This window comes from Halostagnicola kamekurae (genome assembly GCF_900116205.1).
Lineage (GTDB): Archaea > Halobacteriota > Halobacteria > Halobacteriales > Natrialbaceae > Halostagnicola > Halostagnicola kamekurae.
Window position 1 is genome coordinate 256,955 of record NZ_FOZS01000004.1, and the last position, 26,338, is coordinate 283,292.

The window sequence follows — 26,338 nt, forward strand, 5'->3', positions numbered from 1 at the left end:
GGGTTTCGAGGGAGTTAATGCAAGGGCCAGTATGCGACGGCCCTGCCGTAGGAGCAACGAGACGCTTGCTCGTCGTGGGGAGGGTCATTCTTTTCTCTACACGCTCTTGCGGCGCAGATTGTTGGTCAGTTTTGAGTATTCACTTGAAGTAGCAGAGACCAAGCGCGACGCGACCGCCTCACCCGATGAACGATGTTCTCAATCAAGATGTTCGTCTCGGAGGGCCGCGCTGCGAACCTGCTGGCGCAGGTTCGCTGGCGTGATAGCGTCTATTGCCCACGCTGCCGTGGCGTGATTCAATAGGTAGATATCGAGTGTTTCAGCAGTATCTGGTAAAGCACGATCTGCTCATTGGACACCGCAACAACCTCTGCAAGCAGCTCTCCCGGATTTCTCGAGCAAAAAGTGTGCGATTGATGAAAGAACGGGTCGGGTGGTCGGTCAGGGTGTGAATACGGCCCGGACGCAGCCTTCCTCCTTGTGTTTGAACATTTCGTAGCCGCGCGGGGCGTCCTCGAGCGAGAACTCGTGAGTCGCGAGGTACGACGGGTCCATTTCGCCCTCTTCGACGTGCTCGAGGAGTTTCGGCACGTAGCGCTGGCCGTGTTGCTGAGCGGTACGGACGGTAAGCCCCTTGTTCATGATGACGCCGAGTGGGAACTTGTCCATCACGCCGTAGACCCCCAGAATCGACAGCGTGCCGCCCTTGCGGCAGGCGATAATCGCCTGCCGCAGCGCCTCGCCGCGGTCCGTGTGCAATTTCAGCCGCTGTTTCGCGCGGTCGTAGGCGTGCATGGGGCCGCTTCCGTGGGCCTCCATCCCGACGGCGTCGATGCAGGCGTCGGGGCCGCGCCCGCCGGTTCGGCGCTTCAACTCCTCGACGACGCTGTCCACGGCGGTGTAGTCGATCGTTTCGGCGCCGGCCTCGTCCCTGGCCAACTGCAGGCGCCCGGGAAACCGGTCGATTCCGATCACATGCTCGGCACCCATGAGGAGGGCGCTCTGCTGAGCCATCAATCCGACGCCACCGCAGCCCCAGACGGCGACCGTGTCGCCCGTCTCGATGTCACAGAAGTCCGCACCCATGTAGCCGGTCGCCCACGCGTCGGAGGCGAACAGTGCCTGCTCGTCATCTAGTTCGTCGGGCACCCGAAAGCAGTTCTCATCGGCGTGTGGTACCCGCACGTATTCGGCGTGAGAGCCGGCGTAGCCGCCGAAGGCGTGGGTGTAACCGTAGATTCCCGCAGTCGAATAGCCGAGCACCGGCTCCTGTAGTTCGGGATTCGGGTTCGTATTATCACAGAGCGACCACTGATCGGTCCCGCAGAACGCACAGTTCCCACAGCCAATAAAGGAGGGGACGACCACGCGATCACCCAGATCCACATCCTCGACCTTGTGGCCGGTTTCGACCACCTCGCCCATGAACTCGTGGCCGATCACGTCGCCTTCGCGCATCGTCGGGAGATAGCCGTCGATGAAGTGTAAGTCGGACCCGCAAGTCGTCGTCAGCGTCACCTCGAGCACGACATCGCGCGGATTGACGATCTCCGGGTCTGGAACCGATCGCACCTGAAGATCGTTAACCCCCTCCCAGCAGAGTGCCCTCACACCAGATCACCCGATCCGCGGGCGGAAGGGTTCGCCTCAAGCGTCGGAATCTCGCCCGTCTCAACGAGACTCTTGAATCGGTGAAGGGCGGTGTTCACGAAGCGCTCCGGAACCGCGGATGCTCGCTTTGCGACCGCTGCTCCGAGCGCGCCGCCGGGCGGTGAGAGAGCCAGTCGAAGAGTCACTTCGGTTCCCCGGTCGGCGGGCGCCTGTCGTAGCTGGACCGTTCCATCCGCGTGAATCAGTTCGTCCTCGAGGGACTCCCAGCGGACCTCCTCGCCGGGCTCGTCTTCCGTGATCTCCGTTTCCCAGATCGCGGTCCGGCCGAGTGGTGTTGGGATCGCCCACGACCATTGACCGGGTCGATGTTCGGTCACCCCCGTGGCCGGTCCGAGAACTCGCGACACCGTGTCGATGTCCGTTAGGGAGTCAGACAGCTCGTCCGCTGGCCTGTCGATCGTCACCGATCGCTCGACGACCAGCGCTCCAGCGCGTGTGTTCGACGGGGTAGCCGCGCCCGCGTACCGCCGTCGAATGCCGCCGTAGAGAATCCATCCGCCGACAGCCGCGAGAACCGTACCAACGATCGACCGCCGCTTGAGTCCGATTCCGACGAGAACAGCGCCGAGGAGCATCGATCCCGTTTCGCTACCGTGGAGGCGTTCCGTGCGGTCCGTCTCGAGGGCGTCAATCGCATGTGTCATTGTCTATCAACACGGTCTATACTCCGCGGTAACGCGCGGCTTGGTTGTTCGGGCTGCATGTGCCGTTCGTTTCAGCTTCCGCGGACGTTGCCGATCCGGTGACCGTCTGTGGACTAAGCCAAACGGTGTTTCGAAGGGACCTAGATCGCTTGCTGCTTGGGTCGTTGTGCGTTTTAGGATCCGGGCAGGGCGACCACTTTGCCGTCGCCGAGTTGCTCTGGAAGGTACGAGAACTCTCTTACTGTCCGGTGACGCACCTTTCGTCCGAGGGTACTTCGGATCCTCTTGGGGCTCTCTTCGCGTGGAGATGAACGCATAGATGACCTCCTGACTCTCCTGTGGGAAGTTCGCTGGGACAGGGACAAGCTCCTCGAGGGAGTCCAGAGCCTCGAGCCGCTGATCCTGGTGTGATGAAATTGACAAGGACAGTGAAGAGTTTCTCGAATACGCGATCAATGGATCAGAACCACACGAGTCGATGTCGACGAACAATTCGGTGTAGTCGGAGTTACCCTACGTTTTGCCGTCAATGGGGTTTCTGCTTCTTATCTGATGTCTCTACTGTAATCGGTATCGCCTCACCGCCTGGCGTTTTGTCCTTGAAATGTTTGACTTCGCCGCTCGCCGAGAGTTTGACTCCCGAAAGGCGAGAAGTCAGTAGCTACTGTGCTCTCAGATCACAGTGAACTCATTTCCGTCTCCTCGCTGTTCGTCGTGGTATGTCGGACGATAAGGCGCCACAACCGATCCGGAAGATAGACGATACGGCATATGGAACGCCGCCGAAGAACCCGCTTCAGCGGCGCCTGTTTCGGGTGAAGCGATGGTTACTGCTAGACGCCGACCGGAACATTGTGGCTGGCCTCTTACTCGGTGCGACGTTTAGTCTTATTGTCCTCGTAGGAGTCTGGGGGCCGGTTTCAGCCCAAGCGTTCTTGGCTGAGGGAATCTCGCCAGGGACAGCCTTGGTGGAACTCATGAAGGCGATCGTCTCAGTGGTCGTTATCGTTCTCTCGATCAACCAACTCGTCCTTTCACCCGGATTAGGATCGGTTGGGGATCAACAGGAACGCTACGAGCAGTCGTTGGACTTGCGAAAGCGGGTCAAAGACCATACTGGGATTCGGGTGAGCCCTACCTCGCCTGCAGCATTTCTCACGGCCCTCCTAGATGCGATGGTCGATCAAGCCACACGGCTCGACGAGGCAGTCTCCGATGTCGATGAGAAGGCGCTCCAGAAGAAATTCAACCGGTTTTCAACCTCGGTCAGCACGGAAGCGAGCAGCGTTAGGACGATACTATCGTCCGGTCGATTCGGACAGTTCGAGGTGATCTCGGCGGCATTGCGATTTGCGATTTCAGAAAAGGTACGGACGCTCGATGAGTTAAAGCAGATCGATGACGAGTCGCGCCCTGAATCTATTACGTCGTCGCTCGATGAACTGGATGAACTCCTCGAACTTTACGCAGTCTCTCGTGAGTATCTAAAGACGGTCTATATCCGGGACGAGTACATCAGGTTGTCAGAAGGGCTCCTGTACACAGGATTTCCGTCGGTCGTCGTGACGTATCTGACTGCCCAATTGTACTCCCCCACCGTATTCCCCGGCCAGTTTCTGGGTATTGAGTTGCGTCTTCTGTTTGTCAGCGGGGCGATAACGATAGCCCTCGTCCCTTTCGCATTACTCATCTCGTATGTATTCCGACTTGCAGCGATGTCGCGGTCGACTCTCTTCGTCGGACCGTTTGACGCACGCCAAACGAAAGATGACCTTGAAGAAACCCATGGTCACACTCGCTGAGCAGGTTTGCGAGTATCTTTGGACAAGAAACTCAACAACCTGCTCACTTCTCAAACTAACTCAACTAGACAGTGCCAACAGCGCCGATATCTCTCGATTTCGACAGGGATATTTGAATATCATACTCTATTTGTCAAACGACTCTCTATGGCCCTCCCAGGTGGACTCACAATAGCCGACCTCTTTGGCGGTGCGATGCTCCTCGTCGGCGGTCTCGTACTTGTCGCCAGTGCGCGGTAGTCTGGCGAGCGACCGCCGTGATCCGAGCGACTAATCGTGAGTATCTCGATACCAGCGACACTGGTACACTCACTCGAATCTCTGGGGACGTAACCCAGAACAACGGTAAGTCGCTCGTGGCACCATTCAGCGGCACCGACTGCGTCGCGCTCAGATATCAAATCGAGGAACGCCGGTTCAGCGCGCTCTACCTCTTCCCATGGTACGTTACCGTTCACGAAGCGACGGGCGCTGTAACGTTCGATGTCCAGACCGAGACTGGAACTATCCCGGTCGTCGAGCCAGCACGGACCGTCGCACTGTCAACCGAGGTCGTCCCAACGACCGGGTCTGCGACGGACCCCCCTGAGCGGATCCAGCAGTTCGAACAGGAAAGTGACAACGTGCCCCCGTCGACAGTCTGGCGTGACCCGCCATCGGTGGTTCGACCGCTGTTCAGCGTCCTCTCGATCGGGACGCGTCGCTACAGTGAACAGCGAGCCGCAGTCGGCGACAAACTGACTGTCGTCGGTCGAGTCACAGATGGCGGGTCGGGTATCGACCCGCTCGTCGTCTCTGACCGCTCACCGGCCGAGACAGTCTTCCGTATGGCAAAAACGTCACTCGGTGGGTTGCTCATTGGAGTGGTCGGACTGTTGCTCGGCATATTCCTCGTGCTCGGGTTGTAGCGGCCAACAGTACGGCGACATGGCTCACAGATAAGCGTTTGATAGAGGTCGTACGAGAAGAGGTCGCTGCATTCCCAGAGCGCGGCCGCCGGTGGGAATAGCCGGGACGACATCCTTTCTTTGCTGGTGTGTACGCGGTCACCGCCACCTCTCATCACCTCCACGATTCGGGCTGCTCCCGGCGCATAAAGCGCCGTTGCAGTGCCGGGCTTTCGCCACATTAGGAGACCGGCTCGTTGCCGGCCCGCTGGGTGTTTATTTGCCCCGTAGTGGGTGAGGGGCGTTCGAGAGACGCGATCCTCGTGATCCCCGTCGTGAGTATCATGGCAGCCAGAGACATCTACGAAACTGGCTTCGACGAAGACGTCCGAACGGAATCGAGTGCGAACCAGTGTCCCGAGTGTGACGGCCGGATCACCACGAACGCGGTCGAAACGGTCTGCGAGGACTGTGGGCTGGTCATCGACGAACAGCGCATCGATCACGGGCCGGAGTGGCGGGCGTACGACGAGGAGTGTGAACGACCGGGCGTCCCACTCACTGCGGCCTGCCACGATCGCGGCCTGTCGACGGAAATCGGTCGCGGCACCGACGCGAAGGGGAACGAGATATCTGGGCAGAAGCGGCGGCGACCCGCTCTGGGGGCAAAGTCACGGTCTGCCGTGGCCACTCTCGGCGCTCACCAGTGGAGCAGATGTGGAAGTCCGAATGACTTCTCTTGTCGACGATCGTCCCAAGGCGTGAGACAAATTGAGGAGCGACAGTCCCTCCTGAGCGAGCCGTGCTACTGCCAACAGGGCCAGCGACGACCTCCATTCGCCGAAAGCTTTCTGTCTCTGTCGAAACAACTCTTGGGGCATGGCCGAAACGTACGACGCCATCGTCGTCGGGGCGGGACACAACGGCCTCACAGCAGCGCTGTACCTCGCCGACGAGGGCTGGGACGTCTGCGTGCTCGAACGCAACGACAAGCCCGGCGGCTCGGTTCGCAGCGACGAACTCACTCGCGAGAGCTATATCCACGACACTCACTCGACGAACCAGAACCTCTTCCTCGGTTCGCAGGTCTTCGAGGAGTTCGGTGACGAACTCCGTGAGGCGGGGCTCGCGTTCTCACAGACCGACAAACCGTTCGCGAACGTCTACCCGGGCGGTGACGCTCTGCGGGTCTATCAGGACGCCGACCGAACCCGTGAGGAGTTCCAAGCGCACTCCCCAGCCGACGCCGAGGGCTGGGAGACGCTCCACGAAGAGTTCGGCCGGTTCGCCAAGAACCTCGCACCGTTGCTGGGACAGCCACTCCCCTCCGTCGCTGCCGGCCGGACGCTCATCGACGCCGCTCGCCGGGAAGGCCCCAGCGGACTCGTCGATCTCGCACAGATCCCCCTGAGTTCGACGCGCGAGCTCGGCGACGCCTACTTCGAGACGCCGGAGGCGAAAGCGCTGATGGCCTGTTGGGGACTCCACATCGACTTCGGCCCGGACGTCTCCGGCGGCGCGATGTTCCCGTTCCTCGAATCGTTCACTGCACTCTCGGAGGGCATCTCAGTCGCGACCGGCGGCGCGTCGGCGATCCCCGAGGCGTTGACGACACTCATCGAGGCCCGCGGCGGCGAGATTCGCACGAACGCCGAGGTTACCGCTGTCGACACCCAGAACGGCCGGGCGACCGGTGTCACGCTTGCCGACGGCACGACAGTCCGCGCTCGCGAAGCAGTCGTCGCGAATCTGACGCCGACGGTGCTGTACGACCGGCTCGTAGACGACAACGCCCTCCCTGGGTCGTTCCGCGAAAAAGTCGACCGCTACGAGTACGGACCGGGGACGATGATGATCCATCTCGCACTCGATGACCTGCCGAATTGGGAGGCCGGTGCGGAGCTGTCGGAGTTTGCGTACGTCCACATCGCCCCGAGCGTCGACGACTTGGCGGAGACGTACACCGCTGCCCAGAACGGCCAGCTCCCCGAATCGCCGCTGCTCGTCGTCGGCCAGACAACCGCCGTCGACGAGACCCGAACGCCCGACAACGGGCATATCCTCTGGGTCCAGGTGCGAGCGCTCCCCTCGGAGATCGAGGGCGATGCAGCCGACGAGATCGAGACGACCGACTGGGAGGTGGCGGCCGAGCCGATGGCCGAGCGCGTTCTCGACAAACTCGAGACGTATGCCCCCGGAATCCGGGACTCAATCCGGGATCGTGACGTGCACTCGCCTGCGGACCTCGAAGCGACGAACCCCAACCTCGTCGGCGGCGACAGCGTCGCCGGGAGTCACCACCTCCGCCAGAACTTTCTGTGGCGGCCGTTCCCGGGCTGGTCGCGGTACGGCACGCCCGTCGAGGACCTCTACGTCTGCGGGGCGTCGACGTGGCCGGGCGCCGGGAACAACGCGGCCTCTGGTCGTCTCTGTGCCCACCGCGTGCTGACGCCGCCGTTCGAGGAGCGCGCGATCGAGACGGCCGAAGAGTATGTCGGCGATGCGACGGCGGCCATCCGGCGGCGTCTGTCATAGTACTCGGTCCAGTTTCGCGTGGTCCGTCAGCGTTGGATGAACGATTTCAGTCATTCTTGCAGCTACCTCCTTTCGGACGGAGACAGTCAATCCACAGGACCAGATCTGGGTAAGCTAGCCCACGGCTTTAGCCGTGGGTTTCAGCGTGGACTCCCGCTCTGGCCGACACAGTCGGCCGGAAGCTCATACTCTCCGTTCGCGTTCAACGTCCCGCTGTTCAAGCGCACGCCTACGGGTACACCTCCACCGGAGCCAATGACCGACCGCGACCGTGCCGGCGAGTTCGGGTCGATCGATCTGCCGGCGGTCCAGCGGATTCGTGATCTCTGGCTCGAACTCGAGGCGTTAGTCGACGCCATGGCGTACGACGACATTGTCTCCCCCACGGAACTGCAGATCAGCCGCAGCGATGGGCTCGGCAACGCTGAGGGCGCTCGGCTCGATATTCAGTGGGGCGAACTGGGGATGTATTCGTTCCATGATGTCGATAGCGACGACGGCAACTGGCGATTCGATCGCCACCTGAACACACTCCCCCGAGATCTATTTCCACCCGCCGCCCGACGCCACGGCGACTGACGCCGAACTGTCCTGTATCGACATGACGGAGGTGTCGCTCGTGACCCGTGCAGTCCATACAATGTGGCGTACAGCCTACGGGGAGAATGACCTGAGTCGGCTGAATAGTGTCTCAAACCCACCGTAAGGATGGACGTAACCGAGGACTCAGTTCGGGACATCTGCACGGACGCGGTCTTCGAACGCGGCGAACGATACCTCGCTGATGGTCGTATCTACGAGATTCACCCCGTCGACAGCACCGTCACCGCCGTCGTGAGCGGCACCCGTCAGTACGATGTTCGTGTTGACCTCGCCACTGACGAGTTTGCCCCGTGGTGCGACTGTCCGTACGACGGGCCGGGAACGTGCAAGCACGTCGTCGCCGTGTTGCTTCGGTGTGTTGACGACCCACCTCCAGACGAAGACGATCGACTCGACACTGCACTCGACGGCGCCGACGCCGACGAACTCCGCGCGTTCCTGCATGAAGAACTCGCGACTGATGTGAATCTCCGCCATCGGTTTCTCGCTCGAGTCGGTGAGCCGACGAGACAGTCGGTAGACGAGCTTCGCACCTCGATCGATCGGCGGTTCGAAGAGACGAACCCTGAGTACCCCGTCGTCTTCGAGCCGATCGACTTCACACAGTGGTTCGATCTCGCGAACGAGTACCGCGAGCAGGGGTGCTACGCGTCGGCGGCGACCGTCTGCCGGGCACTCGTCGAGTCACTCGACGCGGCCTTGACCTCTAGTTTTTAGCGAGGTCCAAGCAAGCGGATGTCACCGAAGTGCGATATATGGTCCGACGACGAGCAAGAGGATCGCGAGTACCCGAGTAAGTGTTTCGGCATCGATGGATTGAGCAATCTTCCAGCCGGCGACGACGCCGACGAGTTCGGGAATACCGATCACGATGGCGAGTGGCCACGAGACCGCGTCCTGGGCGAGGTAGCCGACCGTCGCGAATGCGGCGACAAACACTGACTGGACTTGTGCGACGCCGACTGCGATTAGCATTGGGACGCCGATAGCCACCAACAGCGGAACGGCGAGGACCGGGCCACCGACGCCGAGGAGCCCGCCCGAGATGCCGACGAACGCCCCGATACCGGCGACGGCGAGTGTGCCGCGGGGCGTCATCACGTCAAAGTCGTTCCCGGACGTTCCGTAGCGGGTCCGGTAGAAAACGAGGATGCCGGTCAGGGAGACAAACCCACCGAGCAGGACGCTGAACGTCGATTCATCGATGAGCGCGTTCAGCCGGACTCCGACAAGTGCGCCTGCGAGCCCAGTGAGGCTCAACACGACCCCCATCCACTTGCCGCCCTGCGAGTCGAGCTCGCCGGAGCGCCGATAGCTCTCGGCGCCGACAAGGCCCGTCGCGACAAACGTGGCGCTGGCAGTGCCGACAACGACCGCCGGTGGGAGGTCTGTCAGCGCGACGAGCGCGATGGTGATGAAGATTCCACCCGGACCGACGGCGGTGATGCCGACGCCGGCGAACAGCGAGAGGACGACGAGGACGGCGAGCGTCGTCGTGGGAAGGCCAGCGATCATCGGCTTAGATCCCGCCCGTAAAGATGGCGTTGATGACGAACTGGCCGGCGCTCCACGCCGAATAGATGGCGAGGAGGATGAGCGTGCTGTTGATGACGTTCAGCTTCCAGCCGTTCGTGTACGCGCCCATCATGTCGCTGTCGTTGACCGCCCAGAACAGTAGGACGGCGGTGATGGGCAGGCCAACGACGCCGTTATAAGCCGGGAAGAGGATAATCATGTCGATGACGCTCAGCCCGAGGTACTGATGGACGAGTGGCGAGAGGCTGCCGAGTGCAACGCCACCAACGTAGATCGCCTTGAACACGCGGGTGCTGTCGGCAACCTCACCGCCGATGGCCTCGGGGATCATGTAGGCGGGCGCCCACATGATGGGGATGATGCTGTTGAACGCGGCTGCGAGCGTGCCTGCGAGGAAGACGACCATTGCCCACTCACCGAGGACGGACGCGAGTGCCTTTCCGGGCGTAAGGAACGTCTCAAGCTGTTCGTAGCCCGCCGGCCGAAGGACCGCGGCGGCGGCAATGACGATCGCGATGGTCGTGATACCACCGACGGTGTAGCCGATCGCGAGGTCCCGACGCATCGTGGGGATGTCCGAGCGGTCGGTCCAGCCCTTCTCCTCGACGAGTCGCGACTCGAGGAAGAAGTTCGGCCAGAGTGCGGTCGTTCCGAGGATGCTCACGGTGAGGGCCATCGAGCTCGGCGATAGCCCTGTCGGAGCGAAGCCGGTGACGACGGCGGTGAGGTCCGGACTACTCGCCCCAGCGACGACGACGTACGTGAGAAGGAGGGCGAACATCATCGCGACCATGATCTTCTCGACAGCGTCGTAACTGAGGACGCCGATCACAATGGCGAGGAGTCCCGTTAGATAGGCGAAGGGTATCCACCCAATTGCCTGTAGGTCGAGGAGGACGACGATTCCCTTCCCGACAGCGGCGGTGAGTTCGAGCGTCCAGGCGACACAGCCGACCGAGAGCAGGATCATCACGACGGTCGCAAGCGTTGATCCGAGCTTTTCTCGGGCGAATGCGCCCAATGAGTCACCGTGAATACCGAGTCGGGCGCTCATGTCCTGTGCCACGAAGCCGAGGAGCACCGCACCGACAACAGCCCACAGTAGTGTGTACCCGAACCTGACTCCGGCGGAACTTGCAATGAATACTGACCCCGACCCGAAATAGCTCGCGACCATCACGAGTGCGAGTCCATACCGTTCGAAGAACTCCGAGATCGAGGGAATCGATACACCATTTATAGCATGTCTGACACTCATAGCTGATCGAAAACGACAATCAAACAATTACCAAACCAATGCCCCACCTCACAGCAATCGACGCGTCAGTTGGATATGTAACTGGGAAGGGAAACACGTTGTGACTCATCGCCCGGACGTGTTTGGGTACTCGTTCTTCGATACTACCTCTCTACTTTCTCCCAGCACCTGTGGCGATAAAATAACCCAGAGTACAGTGCCCAGTGGGTCAGGTACAAATCCGCGAGAAGCCTCGGTTGTGACCCCAAGGCAGTTTACAAGGCCGATAGCTAACGCAATCCGAGGCTGTAGACGTGACGAACGGTTATGCCGGTTCCGGCTCACCAACCATTTCGCTAGTGACGCGACTAGCACGGACTTTGTCGACGCCGCTTCTCTTGGAACCATCTAAATATGATTCTTCAAGGAATATTCGGGCCCTTCATTTTCGGCGATTTAGACGGTGTAATCCGTCGAAATCTGGCTGATGAAGAATGGTGCATTACACGCGAGGGACCGAACCGAAATCGGTCGAGCTAGCCGCGGCGGGAGACCAGTTGTCTCTCGAGGAAGGGGACCGAATACAATCCGCCACTCGGTCGCAGACGTCGGATTCGATGAGCGCAACGAACTAGCAGGGGCGTACCAACCGGCAGAGAACGACTGATCTATGCGATAGATTGAAGTATTACTTATCAGAGTTGAGTGCGTAGATAGTGTGTATGCCTGAAGAAGTCCTGTTTGAATCCGAGAGTTCACAGAGCCGAGACGAAATCGCATCGTACCTCCGAAGCGTCGCTGAAAAGCTCGAGCGGGGAGAGAAGATAACTCTGAAAGCGGGGACAGAGTCCATTACCATGGAGCCGTCGCAACGGCCGACATTCGAAGTCAAAGCCGAACGCGAAGGTCCGACCGACGGCCCTGGTGAGTTGAGCATCGAGTTCGAACTCGAGTGGGACGAGAACGGCGAGACCGCCGATGAAGAAACGGGAACCCTGAAAATAGAGTGAGTAGACTGCGGCGGGGTTGATAGAACGCGTTAGTAGTGGGGTATCTCACTACGGGTCCTGCGTCGGACGCCGCGTTGGGCGCCGAACGATACTCAAGTGAGCTCTTACGTTCTCAACGCGTTCTCCTGGTATGGGAACACACGTACTCGTCCCACCCGTACTCGTCCCGCCCGACGGGTCCCCACAATCGTGGGCGGCGTTCGACCACGCAATCTCGGCGCATCACGGGGGACGATCACGACGCTCCACGTCGTCAATCCGATGGCCAGGCGTCTACGGCGACTCCGAGGGCGGCGGTTACTACGACGCACAGGTTGTACGGTAATCGGGCAGTCGAACGCGGCGAGAAGTTCCTCGAGCGATCGCGCACCCGAGCAGAGGAGGCCGACGTCCTCGGAACCACCGTTTTGGGGACGACGGTCGAAACGGGGCCGCCCGCTCGAACGATCGTCCGGTACGTTACGGAGAACCACATCGACCACGTCGTCATGGGTAGTCACGGTCGGTCCGGCGTGGTGCGGGTACTGATCGGCAGCGTCGCCGAGTTCGTAACGAGACAGGCGTCGGTGCCGGTAACGACCGTTCCCTAGGCGATCGGTGATCGGGTAGCGTTGGGACCCGCGACGCTCGCTTCCGGGACCGAGCTATTTGTCGTTGCTCGTCGACTGAAACCGTATGACGACCGCGATTCTGGTCGCGTTCGACGAATCGCCGCAGTCGGTCGCAGCGTTAGGCCACGCGCTCGAAACCTACGACGACGCGACGATTCGCGTGCTGTACGTGAACGATCCGTGGGAGTGGGCCGGCGCGGACGGGATTAACGATCTTTTCTTCGCGGAAGACGCGTTCGAGCGATCCCAGGATGTCGCATCGGACGTGATCGCCGCGGCGAACGAGATCGCCCGCGAGTACGACCGAGAGATAGTCGCGGAAACAGAAATCGGCGGGACCGCGGAAACGATCGTCTCCTACGCTGAGGATCACGATATCGACCACGTCGTTCTGGGCAGTCACGGCCGACGGGGCCTGACGCGATTCTTCCTCGGCAGCGTCGCTCAGTACGTCGCCAAGCGCTCGCCCACTTCCGTCACCCTCATTCGTGGCGACGACGCCGACGAAGACCCGTCGAGTTCCGACGACACCTAACCGTCTCGAGGCCACTTCGAATCAACTTCTCGAGCAAGCCCGCGCATTTTCGACCCGGATGGAACGGATAGGGGCCACAGAAAGTCGTCTCGCACGTGAACGCGCCGCGTCACGGCCGACTCGAACTCGACTCGTTGAGGAAGTATTACGGCGACGTTCGCGCCGTCAAGGCGCGTCTCGGCTCCCTCCCGAGCGACGTTACGTACTACAGCCGCGTGACGGGGTGAGAGTTGCTCGATCACTTCGATCGGCTACGCGGAGACGAGCGCGGAGAGGCACTCCTCGAGCGGTTGCCCGTTCCGCCCGACGTGTGGGGACCGGTTCGCGTCACGACGCTACGTGTCCGTCGCTCGTGGAGAACGGCCAGTATCCAGTGATAGCACGCGGATCGTATCTGACTGCGTGGGGCCAAAGCGTGGCGCTTATCCGCCGTTCGCTCCTATACGTGTTCGATGATCGACGGGGACGTCGCGGCGTTTACCCACCTCGGCGAGACGGTTCGTGACGCGCTCTCCGAACGCGGGTTTTCGACGCCGACGGCACCGCAACGACTCGCGATTCCGCCGCTTTCGTCCGGCGAGGACACGCTCGTCATCGCACCTACGGGGAGTGGCAAGACCGAGACCGCGATGTTGCCCGTCTTCGACGACCTCGTCGCGGACCCACCGGAGGGGTTCGGCGCTCTCTACGTCACGCCTCTCCGCGCGCTGAACCGCGATATGCGCGACCGACTCGAGTGGTGGGGCGACTACCTCGACCTCGAAGTCGACGTTCGCCACGGCGATACGACCCAGTACCAGCGTGGCAAGCAGGCCGAAAACCCGCCCGACGTTCTCGTCACGACGCCCGAAACGCTGCAGGCGATGTTGACCGGAGAGCGACTACGGGAGGCCCTCGAGGACGTTTCCCACGTCGTGATCGACGAGGTCCACGAACTGGCGGCGTCGAAACGAGGCGCACAGCTTTCGATCGGGTTGGAACGCCTTGAAGCGCTCGCCGGCGACATGCAGCGAATCGGCCTCTCGGCGACGGTGGGCGACCCGGGGGAAGTCGGCCAGTTTCTGACGGGCGGAAAGCCCTGTACGATACAGGAGATCGACGTCGGGAGCAACGTCGACGTCTCCGTCCGCGAACCGGAGGTAACCGACGAAGACGAACGACTCTCCGGAAAGCTCATGACAAGCGCTGAGACGGCGAGTCACGTCCGGTTGATTCGGGACATTGTTGCGGACCACGAATCGACGCTCATCTTCGTCAACACCCGACAGACGGCCGAAGCGCTCGGCTCGAGGTTCACCGAACTCGAGTTGCCGATCGGCGTCCACCACGGCTCGCTCTCGAAGGAAGCCAGGATCGACGTGGAGGATCGGTTCAAACGCGGGGAGCTCGACGCGCTGCTTTGTACCTCGTCGATGGAGCTCGGGATCGACGTGGGGCGGGTCGATCACGTCGTCCAGTACCAGAGCCCGCGCCAGGTCGCGCGGCTCCTCCAGCGGGTCGGTCGAGCCGGCCACCGGCGGGACGAGGTCTCGAGCGGAACCGTCGTCACGACTCGGCCCGACGATACGTTTGAAGCGCTCGCGATCGCCCGACGCGCCCGCGAGGGGGAGGTCGAACCGGCGGCGATCCACGAGGGGAGCCTCGACGTGGTCGCCAACCAGATCCCCGGCTTCGTCCAGAGTCGCGGCTCGACGTTCGTCGAGGACGTCTACGAGACGATCCGCGGAGCCTACCCGTTCCGGGACCTCACCGAGGAGACGTTCCGAGACGTGCTCTCGGAACTGCACCGCAATCGGATCGTCTGGTTCGACGAGAGCGAGGATCGCATCGAGACGACTGGCGGAACCTGGCAGTACGTCTACGCGAACCTCTCGATGATCCCCGACGAGGCGACCTACGAAGTCCACGACATCGCCTCGGGCAAACAGATCGGGACGCTCGACGAGCGGTTCGTCGTCAACTTCGCCGCGCCGGGCGAGATCTTCGTCCAACGCGGCGAGATGTGGCGGATCGCCGAGATCGACGAAGACGAAGACGAGGTGAAAGTCAGCCCGATCGAGGACCCGGCGGGCGAGATCCCCTCCTGGATCGGTCAGGAGATCCCAGTCCCCTACGACGTCGCCCAGGAGGTCGGCGAGCTCCGGGGCGTCGCGGGTCCGCAGCTCGAGGCGGGAGCCGACGCCGGGAACGTCGCGCGCGAACTGGGTGGTCGCTACCCCGCCGACCACCACACGCTGTCGGAAGCCCTCTCGCAGCTAGAGGATCACGTCGAAACCGAGTCGGTCATGCCGACGCGGGATCGGATCGTGCTCGAGCGACAGGGTCGAACGGTGGTGTTGAACGCCCCCTTCGGACACACGACCAACGAAACGCTCGGGCGGATGCTCTCCTCGCTGCTCGGCCAGCAGAGCGGCTCGAGCGTCGGCCTCGAAACCGACCCTTACCGAATCGAACTCGAACTCCCGGGCTCGGTCGCGACCAGCGACGTGATCGACGTTCTCGAGGAGACCGATCCTGACCACGTCGAGTCGATACTCGAACTGGGACTCAAGCGCTCGGACGCGCTCGCGTTCAGGCTCTCGCAGGTCTCGGCGAAGTTCGGCGCGCTCAAGCGCTGGCAGGGATCGGGCCGCATCTCGAACGACCGCCTGCTCTCCGCGCTCGAGGACACGCCGATGTACGAGGAGGCGATTCGGGAGGTGTTCCACGAGGACCTCGACGTGGGCCGGGCGAGCCGAGTGCTCGAGGCGATCCAGTCGGGCGCGCTCGAGGTGGTCACGACTCGCGGTCGAACGCCCGTCGGCCTCGGCGGTCGCTCCTCGGGCAAGGAACTGCTCGCCCCCGAAAACGCGGACGCGAGCGTCATCAACACGGTCCGCGAACGGATTCAGGACGATCGCATCATCTTGCTCTGTACCCACTGCACGGAGTGGAAGGTCAAAACGAAGGTCGGACGCGTGCGAGACCAACCGGAGTGTCCCGAGTGTGGCTCCACTCGCATCGCGGCGCTGAATCCGTGGGCCGAGGAGGTCGTCGACGCGGTTCGAGCAGCCGAGAAAGACGACGAACAGGAGTCGATGACCGAACGAGCCTACCGGAGTGCGAGCCTCGTCCAGAGCCACGGGAAGCAGGCCGTGATCGCGATGGCCGCTCGAGGCGTCGGGCCCCACAACGCGGCCCAGATCATCAACAAACTCCGGGAGAACGAAGACGAGTTCTATCGGGATATCCTCTCGAAGGAGCGCCAGTACGCTCGGACGCAGGCGTTCTGGGATTGAAATATTGTGCTCTGTTGAAATCCTCAGAGAGTTACAAGTTCGCCTAGTAGTCTGACCGGATGGAAGCTCCCGAAGCCACGGTTACTCCGGTTCGTTGAGCAAGCGATGCACTTGGCTCGGTGAGCTGTCGCTCCTTACTCCTCGAAGTTCTCGAAACGGCGGTACACACTTCATCAACACATCGTCCGTCGCTGTCTCAAAATTCGGAAGAATACGGCGTACCGGACGCTTCTCGACGAACGTATCGAGATGCCCCGGATTCGGAGAGCAATTGAAGTTGATATCCCCAGCCACCCGGGGCTTCATTGCCCCCGCAGCGGTCAGTAGCCCCAATGTCTCTCAGAAATATAGGAGTCGCAAGGTTGAAAACTCGCTAGGAGTAGGTACCGATGAAATGATCCCAGAGTCGCAACAGCACAGCACGGCGGACAGATTGTTCACTTGAACTCATGAGTCTAGTACACGAGGCTCTAGAGGGGACAGATTCAGCGATATTTTTCGGATCACTGTCTATCCTCCTTGTCATCGCAGCAGTCATTATCGCATGGCCAAAAGCGACGGCCTCGCACCTAGCGACCGTTAATACCGCCGTCGTATCGAATGTTAGTTGGCTCTTCCTCTGGCTCGTCTTCCTTTCGTTTTGTTTCTTGATGTATATCTTGCTTGGACCGTGGGGGAACATCAAGTTGGGCAGTCCAGATGAAGAGCCCGGTCTCTCATATACCGGATACCTCGTGATGATCTTCACTGCAGGCCTGTCCTCTGGCGGTCTTGAGTACTGGGGACCAGTGGAGCCACTGGTCCATTATCAATCTCCACCTCCATTATTCGGATCCAGTGTCGGTACATGGGCTGGAATGACGAATGCACTCCAATACGCGATCTTCCACTACGGGACCTCAGCATGGTCCGTGTATTTGGTGTTCGGCATTGCCGTCTCCTACTTTGCATATCGTAAAGACATGCCGTTTCGGCCCGCAGTCATCCTCGCCCCATTTGTCGGCACAGACAATGTCGATGGATGGCTCGGCAAAACAGTCGATACGCTTGCCGTGGTCGTTTCGGTGAGTGGAATCACGATCTCGTTCGGACTCGGCGTCAATCAGTTCTTGGCTGGCCTGTCGTACAACTGGGGAGTCCAAGTTGGGACACTCGGCGAAGTGCTGTTTATCCTCCTCATAACAGTGGTATTCCTGCTATCGGTTACCGCCGGAATACAGGAAGGAATCAAGCGGTTTGCAAATCTGAACGTGATCGTCCTCTTGGTGCTCATCACAGTAGCACTGGTGTTCGGTCCATTGTCATTTCTTCTCAACCTCGGAGCGCAGGCAATCAAAGGATACATGACTGATTTCGTCGGCATGAGTCTGTACTTCACACCGGCTGCCACCAGTTGGTATGGATCGTGGACAGTGTTCTTCTGGGCGTGGTGGCTCACGTTCGCGCCCATGGTCGGCGTGTTCATGGCGCGAATCTCCCGTGGGCGAACTCTTCGACAACTCGTGTTCGCCGGGATGCTTGGCTCGTTCGGGCTCACCGTACCGTGGTACGTCGCAACCGGCGGGTCGGCACTCTGGTTACAAACCACTGGCCAGGCTGATCTGCTAGGTGTATACTCCGAAGTTGGCCTAGCTGGTGTGAGCTTTGCCCTGTTCGAGCAGTTGCTTCCATTTGCTAACCTGTTTTCTGCGATCCTATTGCTCCTCGTGTTGAGCTTCCTCATAACTACCCTCGATTCGGCGACATTTAGCTTCTCTATGATCGCCAACAAAGGCGAGCCGTCGCCCTCAACTCTCAACCGGATCACATGGGGTATAGTGCTGGCAGCCCTGACGATCGCACTCAGTCTTGCTGGCGGCATTTCGGTGCTCCGCTCATTTACTGTCCTTGCCGGGATCCCCGCTGCCGGGTTATGTCTGATTGCTTTAGTTGGGATGATCATTCAACTCGAACGCCACGCCCCAGTTCTATTGGAAGGGACAGACGATATTAATGACAGAATAATGTCGAGTGTTCGGAGTAGATTGCCCAATCGGTTAACAGAGAGACGGCCAACGGATGATTAGAATAGTGGCAGATTAATTAAACTATAGGCGCTCACCCGTAGCACATTGTTGATTTCACAGTGTGGCTCGAACAGCGTGTCTGAGAGCGTCTCGTCCGGGTTTCCGAATCAACTCCCGACGTAGCTGGAACGCTCTGAGATACTGTGTCAACTTGTCTTTGGAGATTCCTCGGTGGGGCGAGAGCCACCGTCGCACCTGCGACGCGTGGCTCTCGCAAGTGTTGGCGTGCACTTCGTCATCGTCGATTCGTCCGCGGCTTTCGCCGGGATCACGTACCGCTGTCCGCTGCCACAGTCGGCGATGATGAAAACCGGTGGCTTATCGCCGCTATACGAACCACCCCTACGCGTTGACAAGCCACGCGAGCGCGACTCCTGGTCGCGCTCGCGGACCCTCTTCCCGGCAGAGACGTACACTTCGTCGATTTCGACCGGACCGACCAGATCGAGGGAAGGCGCATCGAGCGCTTCGCCAGGGCGCTCGATGCGCCGGTGCATGGTCTTGTGTGTTACCTCGATTTCGCACTGTAGTTGTCGGAGACTCGTGTTAAACCGGAGGAACGCGTAAATTACAACTACCGACGAAGAGCAATCTTCGAATGAGCAAAGATTGTGCCGGTCTTGTCGTTGAACGTTCGGTCGCAATTCTTACAGAGATCCGTTGAAGCTCTCTGTAGCTGTCGTTTCTGACCGTCCGGTCAGAAGGCAGCGAGGACAGGGAACACCGTCACGCCAGCGAACCTGCTCCAACAGGTCCGCTGCGACCGATTCCGACCCAAACACATCTAGTGGAATCATTCGTGTCGGGCACCGTTGACGCGGTGTCATTGTCCTCTTCGAATCCGCAGCTAGTGCTCTGCAGTATCAACAATCTCCTACGCGAGAGCGAAGCATCGAAGCAATAGGATTCCAACAGGGCCAAATATTGGTAAATACAGGGAGTAAACCTATCAATGAACGTTAGTTGAGGGTTCTTAGCCGTGTATCTCGAACTTCTGTATATGTCCCTAACCGCGACTGAGACGGTGTCAGTATCGGCAACACAGTGGTTACATGGGTTGTGGGAATATTATCGGGAATATACTCACACCGCAGTCCATGCGGCTTCAGCGGCGGCGCTCACCGCATTTGGACTACTCATATTCGTCAATCGACTCTTTGTGGTACTGGCGATTGCCGCGTACATCTGTCCGCCTGTCATCCTCTATAGCATCAGTTCTGACATTGGGAGGCCGTCAGACTCGTCGACAGCGCCACCTGTACAGGCAGACTCTGGGACAAACTCAGATACCGATTCCGACACTGACTCGGATGGCGACGATGGGGATACCGATTCCGATAGTGACGACGGAGACACTGATACGGATGGCTCTGACGCAGACGCTGACGGTGCCGATGCTGACGCCGATTCTGATGGATGACCGTCCTGTGCCCTCTCCGTGCCACTACTGACAACGCTCTTCATCGGCGCTCGAGGCGGGTACCCCGACCCTTGAGGCCGGGTTGTTGACTGGCAGATATGATCTATATTGTGCGTGTGTTCACGGTAAAACACATCTGAAGAATAGGGTCTCAACAGAGCCCAGACGTCCCTTTAACAACGTGAGTGGGTCCGACGACACGATCTCGCGATAACCCTATCCAGCACAAGTTCGGCATGTAGAAACCTACAAACCACTAGTTTGTATATACTAAACTAGAGTGACAATTCCTGTCAGGTGGAATCGATGCAGTATATATCATATGATTGACTGTAGGTGAATACACGAGCACGTGAGTCGTCGTGAACCCGTACTCGCACTCGATTAGCCCGGTTCGTGGGTCGTGTGAATGTGGCAAGTTGGCTCTGTTAAAACCCTCAGCAAGTGATATATTATGACCCAGTCGCGGTCAGTACAGGTGGTGTAGATAGCACGGGGAAACAATTGGAAGAAATGTCATGAGTCATATCTACCACCGAAACAGTCATTGGTGGATGTTTTCTATTTACGATATGGTTAGGCTGAAAATCGCGCTCGCCGCCGCCTTTTTTGCGGCTGTTAGTGTAGCAATCACTCAATTAATAGAACTAACTTTCATCGAATCTACTGTGGCGAACGCAGCGATAGAGGGTCTTTTCGTGGGTGTAGTCGTCTATTTTGCTCTCAAAATTCTCGAACGTTCTGTGGATTCACAGTAGTTCAACTTAGAATAGAGGGGCACGGGCTGCTCATACACCTACACAGTAGCTGTTTCACTCCAAATCAGCTGATGAGATGGCCTAAATGTAGAGAGTGCTTCTGGTAAGTCCGCACCTGTACTTACCGATTCAGCCGTTACAGTTTCAAAAAATTTCTGAATGAAAAACCGCGCTAACAACAAGTATTAGAACTCGTCACTGAGTCGGCGTTAATACTCCTCGTTGAGTTCCGTTGTCTTCTGTTCGAGCGAAGTCCCGAATTCACCCATATGGTCGTCGAACTCGGATTCCAGTTTCCGAATCTCCTTCCGAATACGAGCTAAGTCAGTACGCTCCAACTCATCTGTGACGATCTGACCCTTTGAGTCAGCGGATGGCGCTTATGCCCGCCACCGCTCGTATAATCCGGATCTTCTGAAATCAATCCTAATCCCTGAGCGTCTTCAATCCGGTCTTGGATCGTCGCAGAACTAACTGCCAGTGTTTCTCGAACACAACAAACCGCTTTGAACCGTCCTGTAACTCCTCTAAAAGCCTAACTCCCCCCTTTTTCGACAAGAAGTCCACAATCCGTTCTACTTCCGCGTCATCAAACCCATCCGGTGATCCAGTGCGTGACTCCGGAATACGTCCGGTAAGGACGCTCGCTCGCTGGTTCAAGTCATCGGCTATCTTCGGGTCGTGGAACGAGGTTGCTGTTCGTCCGGAACACGTTCTCGGGATCGTACTTCGTCTTCAGGTCGACCAGTCGCTCGTAGTTGTCTCCGTAGAGCGATTTCGCGGGGTTCTCGTTCAGACCCGGGAAGTTCCCGTAGTTGCCCGTCCCGACCGACAGTTCCCTCGCTTCGGCGATTCCGTTCCGACCCCAGGCGACGTTCGCGTCGTCGTCTTCGGGCTCGTCCCAGTTCGCCTCGAAGGTGAGCATGTAGGGCTTGTCCCGATGCCAGAACGCGGTCGCAGCTTGGGGCACGTCTTCGACCGCCCCGCCGAGGTGCCAGAGGTCGACCGTCGAGAGGTCCGAGGGTGCCGACTCGAGGTAGCGATCCATGATATCGACCACCTCGTCGGTGACGTCGGTGAGGAAGATCGACTTCCAGTAGTACCTGAGCCCGTCTGGGTAGTCCTCGTCGAGCATCGACTGTAAGTCGACGTACTCCGTCGGCCCGCTGAAGTCCGCGATCGGCGTCGCGCTCGTCCGGAGCGGATCGAAGACCTCCTCGGCGTCCTCGAGGTCGCCGCGGTACGACCCAAGCATCGCCACGGCGGCGGCTCCTCGAGCGTCCGCGGGGAACTCCTCGATATCGGGCACGTGAGCGGTGAAGACGAGAACCCCCGCGTCTTCGGGGGCGGTTGCGGTCCACTCGAGGTATCGCTCCGTCACCGCCTCGATATCGCCCTCGTCGAACCACACGAAAAACGCGTACACCTCGGGACCGACGTCGTGGAGGTCGTATTCGAACGACGTGACGATACCGAAGTTCCCGCCGCCGCCGCGGACCACCCAGAAGAGATCCGCGTTTTCGTCGGCGCTCGCGGTGTGAACGCGCCCGTCGGCCGTCACGATTTCGACGCTTCGCAGGTTGTCTACCGAGAGTCCGTACTGCCGGGTCAGGTGACCGTACCCGCCGTTGAGCGTCAGCCCCGCGATCCCCGTCTCGGAGACGGCCCCGAGAGCGGTGGCGAGACCAAACAGCTGGGTTTCGCGATCCACGTCGCCCAGCGTCGCCCCGCCTTCGGCGCGGACCGTCCGCGCCGCGCGGTCGACGTACACGCCGTTCATTTCGGAGAGATCCGCGACGATCCCACCGTCGCAGACGGCCGTCCCGGCGACGTTGTGACCGCCCCCGCGGACGGCGAGCTCGAGGTCGTGCTCCCGGGCGAACCGCACGGACGCGACCACGTCTGCGGTGCCCGAACAGCGAGCGACGAGGGCCGGATACCTGTCGATCATCCCGTTCCAGACCGCTCGAGCCCGATCGTATTCCGAGTCGTCCGGGCGGACGATATCGCCGCCGAACGCGGCGTCGAACGATCGAACGGCGTCGGCCGGGAGGGTGGCCAGCGCCACTTCTCCGGGTGAGTCTGTTTTCGTGGCCATGAACTAGCTACGACGTCAGCGACGATAACGCATTCACGCGATTCGCGTGACGGTCCGGCCGGCAGTCAGAAGCGTGATGGTAGCCGGTCGAACCACCGCTATCCGACACTCGATTCGGGGCTACTCGAGCGCCAAGAGCGCATACGTATCGGCTTCAATTTCGGCGACCGCGTAAAGTACGCCGTCGTCGAGGACCGGGCCGGGACCGACGCGGCCGGCGAACTCCCGGTCGAATCGCAGCGCCGGGCCTGACTGCAGACCGCTGCTGGGATCGGGATCGAACGCGTACAAGCGGTCCCCGCCCACGAAGACTGTATCACGGCCGTAGGCCGGTGCCGTGTGTCGCCAGTCGCCGATGTCGTGTTCCCAGCGGCGCTCGCCGGAGTCGGCATCGACTGCCGTGAGCGCCCGACTGTTTGCCACGAACACGAGGCCTCCAGCGGTCGCGATTCCGCGCTCAGCCCACCCAGTGTCGGCAGTCCAGAGAACGTCCGAGGATCGATCGCTATTGACCTGCAGTGCGTTTGTCTCCCCGTTCTGGCAGGACACGTAAATCGAGTCCGTATCGATTGTCGGCGGACACGTCGGCGGAGACGGAAGGTCCCACTGCCACAGGCCTGTCCCGGAAGCCTGGAGCAGATACACGATCCCCGCCTCGGTCGTAACCGCGACGTTGTACCCCGAGAAATACGGTGGATGATTCATCACTCGTCCGAACAGTTTTCGCTCCCACTGAATCGAGCCGTCCTCGGGATCGAGCGAGACGATGTGTTCGCCGACTCCACACAAGAGCCGATCACCGCCTGCCATAGATGGACCCGCGACGCCGCCGGGTCGTTCGAACGCTCGCTCCCACAACTGATCGCCCGTTTCGGCATTGAGTGCGTACATCGTTTTCTTGACCGGAACGTAGGCGACGCCATTGCGGACTACCGGAACCGCGTTAACGCCCTCGAGCGTCCACAACTCCGACCCGTCTCCCGCATCGAAGACGCGAAGTGTCCGCAGTGACTCGAGCAGAAAGACGAGCCCGTTCGCGACGACGGGGGCGTGGTACGTCGTCTGGGTGACTTCGACTCGCCAGCGCTCGGAGACGCCGTCGACGGGAGCTTTGCCGTCGCCGACAGCGCGCGTATTCGACGCGTTGCAACCGAAACTCGACCAGTCCCCGTTCGCACCGAAAGCGTGCGTTTCCGGATCCGGGAGTTCGTCGACGCCGGCCTCGGGGGGTTGATCGGGCGAAGGCGATCCGAGTACGCTCGAGCACCCGGCGAGCGAGGCGCTCCCGCCAGCGGCCAACAGGAGAAACGTTCGTCGATCGGAGGGCATTGTGCGTCGATATCAGCCAGCCAACTAATTATTTTCGGCATTTGAATCGGTGTGTCCGATGGGCCTCGAAAGATTCGTCCCACGCGCGGTAGAGAACGAGTACCAATCGGTAACTGGAGTTCGTTTCGCAGCCCACGTAATGATGGACAAGAATATATGACCGTGCTTACAACATTGATCGCAAGGCGATGAAACTATCAACGGCCGTCTCGTCGGTGGGTCGATCGCTTCGCAAGCCGGGGGATCTGCTGCAGTTTTACATTCTCGGCGGTGCGATTCCGGCAATCACTCGCGTCGTTCTGTTTTCGGCGGTTCTCGCAGTTGGTGTCTTTTTCTGGGCGACGGGAACGATCGCGTCGATCCGAACCGAACTCGAGGGAATCGAGAGAGCGGCACCGAATCCCCAGCAAAACCCCGACGCGTTCTTCGAGTGGATGGAGGAGGTCTGGATGGGGATCGAATCCGCCATCTCGCCGCTGGTCGGGACGGTCTCAGTATTGGTCATCGTCGCTGCGATACTGATCGCAATCGGGCTGACGATCGTCCTCTCCGCGCTCACGTCGGCGGGTCAACTATCGACGTGTTACGCCCGACTGCGCGACGAGCGAGGAATGGTCGCCGGGATCGCCGGCACGCGTCGGTTCTGGCTCTCGATGCTCGGGTTGTACGTTCTCGAGGTCGTGTTCTGGATCCTCGTGACCGTCTTCCTCGCGGTCGGAATCGGGCTGATGACGCTGCTCTCGAGCGCCGTTCTTGATACGGCAGTACTGGCGGTTCCGCTCTGGTTGCTCGGCGGATTCCTGTGGGTCTGTTCGGTCCTCGCGATTCGCGCGGTGTTCGCGTTCGCACCGGTCGCCGTCGTCGTCGACGATACGACCGCGTTCGGGTCACTCACGAACGCGCTCGGATTCATCCGATCTGCGCCGGTCGAAGCGATCTTTTACTACGTCGTCTCGCTCATCGCGCTGATCGGATTCGCATCGGTACTTTCGATGATTTCGACCATCGGCGCGGCGACTATCGTCCCCCTCATCACGCTCATGGTCGTTTACCCGGTACTCGATCTCCTGAAGACCGCCCTCTACGGCGGCTACCGAGACCGGATCGCGCCGCCGGTCTCGATCGACTCGTCGCTTCGTGCCCAATTTACGGGCGGCATTCGCCGGGGCATGGCCGGACTCGGCGGGTTCATCCGGTCGACTCCTGGGATCCACGCGCTGGTCGTGGTCCTCGGCGTCGGAACGTTCGTCGGCGGCTGGCTGCTCGCCGCGCCGCTCGAGGGGATCACCAGCGCGTCGATTTCCGCTCGCACACAGGACATTTTCCCGCCGACGACCGCCCTCGAGTTCTTCGGCAACAACTGGATGGTCGCGCTGATGACCGCGTTCTCCGGCGTCGCACTCGTGATCCCGGCGCTCTTTTCGATCGCGTTCAACGGCGTCTTCCTCGGTATCACTGCCCGACTCGAGGTCGCGCCCCTCGAGTTACTCGCGTTCGTCGTCCCCCACGGTATCTTCGAGATCCCGGCGATCATCTTCGCCGGCGCACTGGGCGTTCACCTCGGCATCGCGTTTTGGAAGGCTGCGACCGGCTCGATCGACCGATCGGCGTTCGCCGACGAACTCGAGCGGGCGTTCTGGGTCATGATCGGTATCGGCGTCCTGCTTGCCATCGCCGGGTTTATCGAGGGATTCATCAGCCCGTTCTACTACAAACCGTTCTTCTAGTCGCGTTCGGCCGATTCGCCTGTCTCTAGTCGCCAAGCAAACCCAAGTTGCGATCGTGTACCACTGGAACGACACGCGCTCGAATTCCATTGTCACTAAAACCGTCACAATCAGAAATGTCGTTAGGGGTAAGTTTTTAATGTATCTATGAGAGATAGTTCAGCATGGATAGTGTTAGATGGAAAAATGGATCTCGTCTAATCTCACTTGGAGGAGTGGCGCTGGTTGCGCAACTGGTCATCTTCCAGAATAGTCTGGGGATTGTGGGAGATCCGGGCGTCTCTGGCGTTACTGAAGACGTTGTGAGTGGCGGTCTATTACTCGTGGCCACAGTCTGTCTCGCCGTTGGAGTGTTTCTCAGCCTACGGGATTGACAGGTAATCAAAGCAAAAATGGAAAATCACTCGGAGATCAACCGAAGCGCGGTAACGCGACAAACTCCTCAAGAAGGGGTTGAGGGGCTCGAAATGATGGACGAACTCACCAGCGAGAGTGAACTCACCGAATGCGATGTTCGGGAAATCGTCACTAGCATAAACGAACGAGGTCTCGAGCGTTTCGAGGAAAAGTCCGAATAACCGAGACAGCGCG

At 60.1% G+C, this 26,338-nt stretch carries 15 protein-coding genes and 7 pseudogenes; 15 read left to right on the forward strand and 7 right to left on the reverse strand.

Annotation, left to right across the window (positions count from 1 at the left end):
- Window positions 1–192 precede the first annotated feature (192 nt).
- Window positions 193–338, forward strand: a pseudogene (locus BM348_RS20790) (IS1595 family transposase); the annotation flags it as partial.
- A 103-nt stretch (window positions 339–441) separates the two neighbouring features.
- Here the strand turns inward: BM348_RS20790 and BM348_RS17390 are convergent.
- Both BM348_RS17390 and BM348_RS17395 read right to left on the reverse strand, forming a co-directional pair.
- Window positions 442–1,611: a zinc-dependent alcohol dehydrogenase gene (locus tag BM348_RS17390; protein WP_092906849.1), complete on the reverse strand. Its 1,170-nt coding sequence runs from the start codon at window positions 1,609–1,611 to the stop codon at window positions 442–444.
- On the reverse strand, window positions 1,608–2,315 hold the full coding sequence (locus BM348_RS17395; RefSeq protein WP_092906851.1) for an SRPBCC family protein: 708 nt from the start codon (window positions 2,313–2,315) through the stop codon (window positions 1,608–1,610). Before BM348_RS17395 ends, BM348_RS17390 begins: the two co-directional genes overlap by 4 nt.
- Window positions 2,316–3,034: 719 nt before the next feature.
- Between BM348_RS17395 and BM348_RS17400 the strand changes: the two genes are divergently transcribed.
- The 6 genes and pseudogenes from BM348_RS17400 to BM348_RS17430 all read left to right on the forward strand — a co-directional run.
- The gene (locus tag BM348_RS17400; protein ID WP_092906853.1) at window positions 3,035–4,117 is read left to right on the forward strand and encodes a hypothetical protein; all 1,083 of its coding nucleotides are present in this window, start codon (window positions 3,035–3,037) and stop codon (window positions 4,115–4,117) included.
- Window positions 4,118–4,473: 356 nt separating this feature from the next.
- The gene (locus BM348_RS17405) at window positions 4,474–5,025 is read left to right on the forward strand and encodes a hypothetical protein (RefSeq protein WP_245779524.1); all 552 of its coding nucleotides are present in this window, start codon (window positions 4,474–4,476) and stop codon (window positions 5,023–5,025) included.
- Between the two features lie 323 nt (window positions 5,026–5,348).
- Window positions 5,349–5,663 (forward strand): annotated as a pseudogene (locus BM348_RS17410) (TFIIB-type zinc ribbon-containing protein); the annotation flags it as partial.
- A gap of 220 nt (window positions 5,664–5,883) precedes the next feature.
- A complete protein-coding gene (locus tag BM348_RS17415; RefSeq protein ID WP_092906855.1) occupies window positions 5,884–7,539 on the forward strand; it encodes a phytoene desaturase family protein in 1,656 nt (551 codons plus the stop codon).
- Between the two features lie 255 nt (window positions 7,540–7,794).
- Window positions 7,795–8,245 (forward strand): annotated as a pseudogene (locus BM348_RS17425) (hypothetical protein).
- A gap of 2 nt (window positions 8,246–8,247) precedes the next feature.
- Window positions 8,248–8,835, forward strand: a pseudogene (locus tag BM348_RS17430) (SWIM zinc finger family protein); the annotation flags it as partial.
- 45 nt (window positions 8,836–8,880) lie between these two features.
- Here the strand turns inward: BM348_RS17430 and BM348_RS17435 are convergent.
- Window positions 8,881–9,657: a sulfite exporter TauE/SafE family protein gene (locus tag BM348_RS17435; protein WP_175507239.1), complete on the reverse strand. Its 777-nt coding sequence runs from the start codon at window positions 9,655–9,657 to the stop codon at window positions 8,881–8,883.
- Window positions 9,658–9,661: 4 nt separating this feature from the next.
- Complete coding sequence (locus BM348_RS17440; RefSeq protein WP_092906857.1) at window positions 9,662–10,936, reverse strand: NRAMP family divalent metal transporter; 1,275 nt, start codon at window positions 10,934–10,936, stop codon at window positions 9,662–9,664.
- 701 nt (window positions 10,937–11,637) lie between these two features.
- On the opposite strand from BM348_RS17440, the gene BM348_RS17445 reads away from it, so the two are divergent.
- The 6 genes and pseudogenes from BM348_RS17445 to BM348_RS17475 all read left to right on the forward strand — a co-directional run bounded on the left by BM348_RS17445 (window position 11,638) and on the right by BM348_RS17475 (window position 18,415).
- A complete protein-coding gene (locus tag BM348_RS17445) occupies window positions 11,638–11,925 on the forward strand; it encodes an amphi-Trp domain-containing protein (protein WP_092906859.1) in 288 nt (95 codons plus the stop codon).
- Window positions 11,926–12,055: 130 nt separating this feature from the next.
- Window positions 12,056–12,515 (forward strand): annotated as a pseudogene (locus BM348_RS17450) (universal stress protein).
- 85 nt (window positions 12,516–12,600) lie between these two features.
- Window positions 12,601–13,071 carry a universal stress protein gene (locus tag BM348_RS17455; RefSeq protein ID WP_092906861.1) on the forward strand — a complete coding sequence of 157 codons (471 nt, stop codon included), beginning with the start codon at window positions 12,601–12,603 and terminating at the stop codon, window positions 13,069–13,071.
- 452 nt (window positions 13,072–13,523) lie between these two features.
- Complete coding sequence (locus BM348_RS17465; protein WP_092906863.1) at window positions 13,524–16,349, forward strand: DEAD/DEAH box helicase; 2,826 nt, start codon at window positions 13,524–13,526, stop codon at window positions 16,347–16,349.
- Window positions 16,350–16,454: 105 nt separating this feature from the next.
- Window positions 16,455–16,658 (forward strand): annotated as a pseudogene (locus tag BM348_RS17470) (IS5/IS1182 family transposase); the annotation flags it as partial.
- Between the two features lie 140 nt (window positions 16,659–16,798).
- Window positions 16,799–18,415 (forward strand): BCCT family transporter, encoded by a 1,617-nt coding sequence (locus BM348_RS17475; RefSeq protein ID WP_092906865.1) that lies wholly within the window; start codon window positions 16,799–16,801, stop codon window positions 18,413–18,415.
- 54 nt (window positions 18,416–18,469) lie between these two features.
- Here BM348_RS17475 and BM348_RS17480 read toward each other — a convergent pair.
- The 3 genes and pseudogenes from BM348_RS17480 to BM348_RS17500 all read right to left on the reverse strand — a co-directional run bounded on the left by BM348_RS17480 (window position 18,470) and on the right by BM348_RS17500 (window position 24,020).
- Window positions 18,470–19,212, reverse strand: a pseudogene (locus tag BM348_RS17480) (transposase-like zinc-binding domain-containing protein).
- 2,042 nt (window positions 19,213–21,254) lie between these two features.
- Window positions 21,255–22,691, reverse strand: a complete 1,437-nt coding sequence (locus BM348_RS17495; protein ID WP_092906871.1) for an FAD-binding oxidoreductase — start codon at window positions 22,689–22,691, stop codon at window positions 21,255–21,257.
- A 120-nt stretch (window positions 22,692–22,811) separates the two neighbouring features.
- Window positions 22,812–24,020, reverse strand: coding sequence for a PQQ-like beta-propeller repeat protein (locus BM348_RS17500; protein WP_092906873.1), 1,209 nt, complete (start codon window positions 24,018–24,020; stop codon window positions 22,812–22,814).
- Window positions 24,021–24,208: 188 nt separating this feature from the next.
- Here BM348_RS17500 and BM348_RS17505 point away from each other — a divergent pair, with 188 nt between their 5' ends.
- Both BM348_RS17505 and BM348_RS22470 read left to right on the forward strand, forming a co-directional pair.
- A complete protein-coding gene (locus tag BM348_RS17505; protein ID WP_092906875.1) occupies window positions 24,209–25,747 on the forward strand; it encodes a stage II sporulation protein M in 1,539 nt (512 codons plus the stop codon).
- 392 nt (window positions 25,748–26,139) lie between these two features.
- Window positions 26,140–26,325 carry a hypothetical protein gene (locus BM348_RS22470; protein ID WP_092906880.1) on the forward strand — a complete coding sequence of 62 codons (186 nt, stop codon included), beginning with the start codon at window positions 26,140–26,142 and terminating at the stop codon, window positions 26,323–26,325.
- The last annotated feature ends 13 nt before the right edge of the window (window positions 26,326–26,338 follow it).

Excerpts from the sequence above, each read along its gene's own strand:
- BM348_RS17395 (WP_092906851.1), bottom strand. The coding sequence starts at position 2,315 with ATGACACATGCGATTGACGCCCTCGAGACGGACCGCACGGAACGCCTC.
- BM348_RS17400 (WP_092906853.1), top strand. The coding sequence starts at position 3,035 with ATGTCGGACGATAAGGCGCCACAACCGATCCGGAAGATAGACGATACG.
- BM348_RS17415 (WP_092906855.1), top strand. The coding sequence starts at position 5,884 with ATGGCCGAAACGTACGACGCCATCGTCGTCGGGGCGGGACACAACGGC.
- BM348_RS17435 (WP_175507239.1), bottom strand. The coding sequence starts at position 9,657 with ATGATCGCTGGCCTTCCCACGACGACGCTCGCCGTCCTCGTCGTCCTC.
- BM348_RS17440 (WP_092906857.1), bottom strand. The coding sequence starts at position 10,936 with ATGAGTGTCAGACATGCTATAAATGGTGTATCGATTCCCTCGATCTCG.
- BM348_RS17445 (WP_092906859.1), top strand. The coding sequence starts at position 11,638 with ATGCCTGAAGAAGTCCTGTTTGAATCCGAGAGTTCACAGAGCCGAGAC.
- BM348_RS17455 (WP_092906861.1), top strand. The coding sequence starts at position 12,601 with ATGACGACCGCGATTCTGGTCGCGTTCGACGAATCGCCGCAGTCGGTC.
- BM348_RS17465 (WP_092906863.1), top strand. The coding sequence starts at position 13,524 with ATGATCGACGGGGACGTCGCGGCGTTTACCCACCTCGGCGAGACGGTT.
- BM348_RS17475 (WP_092906865.1), top strand. The coding sequence starts at position 16,799 with ATGAGTCTAGTACACGAGGCTCTAGAGGGGACAGATTCAGCGATATTT.
- BM348_RS17495 (WP_092906871.1), bottom strand. The coding sequence starts at position 22,691 with ATGGCCACGAAAACAGACTCACCCGGAGAAGTGGCGCTGGCCACCCTC.
- BM348_RS17500 (WP_092906873.1), bottom strand. The coding sequence starts at position 24,020 with ATGCCCTCCGATCGACGAACGTTTCTCCTGTTGGCCGCTGGCGGGAGC.
- BM348_RS17505 (WP_092906875.1), top strand. The coding sequence starts at position 24,209 with ATGAAACTATCAACGGCCGTCTCGTCGGTGGGTCGATCGCTTCGCAAG.
- BM348_RS22470 (WP_092906880.1), top strand. The coding sequence starts at position 26,140 with ATGGAAAATCACTCGGAGATCAACCGAAGCGCGGTAACGCGACAAACT.